This is a genomic window from Paenibacillus sp. N119s, assembly GCF_059447605.1.
The window spans coordinates 1-3772 of the sequence record NZ_JCAJRU010000343.1; the positions used below are offsets into that span (position 1 = coordinate 1).

Consider the following 3772-nt stretch of genomic DNA (forward strand, 5'->3'; position numbering starts at 1 on the left):
ACTCACTCTACTCTACCTGCCTTTCCCCCAACTTGTCTTTAATAGTTTTACGTGGCTCCAGTTCACTGGATCGCTTAATGCCAATTACCTGTGCATTCGTTCGCCACAATTGGCTATAGCCTTCATTATTTCGCTCCCATTGTGACAATGAGAAATATTTAATTTCCGCTATTGTTTTGTCTGTATCCTCCAAAATAAATCGCAAATAGCTACCCTTCCTGGAAACCTTCGGATCAATAGTCACCTTGCCATGCAGCTCTTTCGGTAACCTGAAGTAGACCTGCTCGTTAGAATCTCGATACTGCTGCTGTTTAAAAATCGTCCCTTTGGCCCCGTCCCACTGATAGAACGATACAAAATACGGAACTTCATCCAGCGGCCTATTGCTCCAGCCTTTAGGCTTTTCCAAGTTCCCAAATTCGAGAATACCATCACCGTCCACATCACCACTGGCAATGGTAGCATCCTTGAAGGTAACATCCATGAGATTGAGCTTTCTGAGCTTACCTTGATCCATCACAATAACATTGGATACCGTAGTTGTCTCGGCAATTTTTGTATCAATGATGATCCCCTGTCTAGCTTGAGCCACCTTGCCAGCGACAACATTGTAGACACCTAGGGCCTGACTGTCCAAATCCAGCGATCCGATTTCCTTAAAGCTCCCTCCGCTGAACTGGAATGTTTTGACGGTGAAAAATTCATTACGACGGAGCAAGATAATCGTCAAATCATTTAAATTGTCCCCGTTCAAATCCATTTTTTTATGGTTAAAATCATCTACGACGAAGTACGTATAACCCGTCGCATATATTTTTTCCAACGTTCCTCCAGTATAAGAGTATACGATAAGGCCCTTCTGGTCTCCGTTCTCGCCACTGTCTCCGCTCGAAAAGCCTGCTACTATATCAAGCGTACCGTCATTCGTTAAATCTACAAGTTTAAAGGATTCCAACACCGTGCCTTCCCCATCAAACGTAAGCTTCTTTACCCATGTGCCTCCTTGATCTTCAAACAGGGCACCATGTATTTTTACGCTCTCATCTGGTGTTTCATAAAAGAGCACTGCTTCGTCTATGCCATCATTATTCAAATCTCCCGTCCGAATGGGCGTAGGATCGTCCGGATCATTCGGTCTTAAAGGCTGTACCGCCCCTAATTGCGTATTCACTGCACCATTCAGCTGTTGTTTCTCATCAGACATCGTTGGTGTCTGCATCAGCGAAATCGGATCGCTAATCACATTACAGCCGCTTAAAAATCCAGCAAGAAGCAACAAGGAGCAGCAGCCGGCCACCATTTTCAACAGCATTTTTTTCACTTTCTTGCCGTCTCCTTCACAATTTGTTCTTTTCTGACTGTGTCAATCGTCTTCCCTGAATATCAAACACAAGTTTGCCTTCATTCAGGCCCCAAATTCGGGAAGCATAACGTTCAGCCATTTCCAGCGGCAGTACCGTAACGATCGTAACTCGCTCGTCTGAACACAGCTTGCGAAAGGTTTCCAGTACATGCGCTGCCGACGCAGGATCAAGTCCATTCACAGGCTCATCAGCTAAAATAACCTTGGCTCCGTGAACCAGAGCACGCGCAGTGGCTACCCGCTGCCGTTCGCCGCCGCTGAGCTTGTCGCATTTATCATGTGCCTTATCCAGCAGACCCAGGTCCTCTAGAACATCCATCGCTCCCATATAATCGTCGGAACGCACCATTCCAGTCACCATTCTCCACCACGGGGTTTGACCAGATCTGCCAATGAGCACATTTTTAAGAGCGGTCCGATTCATATTAAGATGCGGATTTTGCTCCAGATATGCCCATTCCCGCTTTATTTTCATCTTGCCCGTCCACCCGGATTTCAGTACATCATTGCCACCAACTATCAAACTGCCTTCTTCCCAAGGCTCTTGTAAAGCAAGACAGCGAAGAAGTGTCGTTTTACCGCTTCCGCTTGGCCCCACTATAACAATGAATTCACCCTGATGAATTTCAGCATCAATCCCTTGAAGCAACGGGGTACGTTCAGGCCCCACTCGCCTTGTCAGCTTCCGAATTTTAATCATCTATTATTCCCCTTTGTCCGCCATCAATACATGTTTATATTTTATAGTAATTGTGAAACAAATACCATGCAAACCGCAGTTTTAAACCGCTGGTACTCTTTTTCGGGAAAACAGACCTAACAATCCGAAAACAATATAACTACCTCCAAGGACTAGAAACATACTGCCCTGAGTTCCAACATCTAGCAACCCTCCGCTAATATTAGGTCCAACTACACTTCCTAGATTAAAATGAAAGGATGCGAGCACATTCGCTGCCGCTAAAAATGATTTGGGCAACAGGTCAGCCGCGTAGGCCAAACCGAGCGAGAAAAAGGAGCCTACCAATCCACCTGCGATGGTCAGCAATATCAAAGTGAACATAAAATGATTGCCACTCCATGGTAGCAACATAAAGGTCAACCCTCCTGCTATACCTACGCTCATTAGTACCTTCTTACGGCCCCAACGGTCACTTAATATACCTAAAGGCAGTTGCAGGACTAAGCCTCCCAAACTGACGAAAGGCAGCAAAGCAGCAATTTCATCGGTATGAAAGCCAATGCGCAGGCCATAGACTGGAAAATTACTGTTCAGGCTCGCTTCCATATAACCGTATAGAAATGCAGGCAACAGAGCGTACCATGCCCAGCTATAGCTGCGCCGGAATCTATGTGCGGGACGCGACTCAGTCTCCTGCTTCTCCGGTCTGGAGTCAGGCAGCTTGATTAACACCAACAGCAGCACTAGCAAGCATAATAAGGCCAAAGCAGCAAATGGAACCAGCATTCCATAATCGAGTAGCCATAATCCCAATGGTCCTAATGCAAACCCTAGACCGTAAGACATACCATAGAAAGAAATGTTGCGACCTCGATTCTCTGGCGGAGTTACCAGCAATATCCACAACTGTGCAGAATAGTGTAGCGCGCTGTCACCTATACCTACTAGCAGACGCAGTATGAACCAGATCCGAATATCAGGGATTAGCGGGAACAGCAACAGCGTAATAAGCACAAGCACAAGACCACTGGCCATCAGCTTTTTGAACCCCAACCATCCCAAAGTACGTTCAGCCACCAGCGTCATGGCAAATGAGCCAATATACAACGCAGCCGCATTCATACCGTTTAGCGAAGAAGAAACTCCCATTTGTTCCAAAGAGATCGACAATATAGGTAGCAGTAAGCCCTGACATAACCCCGCAACAATAATAACTGCAATTAAGATAAAATAATGAACACGTAAAGACGACGACATCCTGGCTCCTCCTGCTCGAACAAATAAATTGTTACCATCATAAAATGAATGCTTAGAAATGATTTGCATTTGTTTGATACCATAATCAATAATAATTCTTATCACGATGTCTACCATTTTCTGAAAAATCGGTATATTACATATTAAGATGTTTTTAGTGTAATAATTTTAGTGTATTAAAGAGAGAAAGAAAAAATCGCCATCTGAGATGACGATTTTACGGATAGAGCTTGTCTGGTATGTATCTGACTCCATTCAGTTAGGGAGCCTCGTATGTTCAATCCGACCAAGTTCACGTCACAACGCACTATTTTATATTATAGTGGACAATGCCCGGCAGAACAAGCCATAATAAATAAGTGGGCAATTTCAAAATGCTCATGTTTTGCTTATGGACGGGCTTTAATTACGTTCACCGCTCTGGGCTAGAAGACAGAATAGGAGGCATTTGTTTCCATGAGTTATCAAAT

The 3772-nt window shown here is 44.7% G+C and carries 3 protein-coding genes; all 3 read right to left on the bottom strand.

Annotation, left to right across the window (positions count from 1 at the left end):
* Positions 1–7: 7 nt before the first annotated feature.
* Positions 8–1312 (bottom strand): hypothetical protein, encoded by a 1305-nt coding sequence (locus AC5V8P_RS24150; RefSeq protein WP_064796549.1) that lies wholly within the window; start codon positions 1310–1312, stop codon positions 8–10.
* A gap of 25 nt (positions 1313–1337) precedes the next feature.
* A complete protein-coding gene (locus AC5V8P_RS24155) occupies positions 1338–2063 on the bottom strand; it encodes a phosphonate ABC transporter ATP-binding protein (protein ID WP_063210635.1) in 726 nt (241 codons plus the stop codon).
* An 81-nt stretch (positions 2064–2144) separates the two neighbouring features.
* Positions 2145–3302 carry an MFS transporter gene (locus AC5V8P_RS24160; protein ID WP_064796525.1) on the bottom strand — a complete coding sequence of 386 codons (1158 nt, stop codon included), beginning with the start codon at positions 3300–3302 and terminating at the stop codon, positions 2145–2147.
* Positions 3303–3772 lie beyond the last annotated feature (470 nt).

Excerpts from the sequence above, each read along its gene's own strand:
- AC5V8P_RS24150 (WP_064796549.1), bottom strand. The coding sequence starts at position 1,312 with ATGCTGTTGAAAATGGTGGCCGGCTGCTGCTCCTTGTTGCTTCTTGCT.
- AC5V8P_RS24155 (WP_063210635.1), bottom strand. The coding sequence starts at position 2,063 with ATGATTAAAATTCGGAAGCTGACAAGGCGAGTGGGGCCTGAACGTACC.
- AC5V8P_RS24160 (WP_064796525.1), bottom strand. The coding sequence starts at position 3,302 with ATGTCGTCGTCTTTACGTGTTCATTATTTTATCTTAATTGCAGTTATT.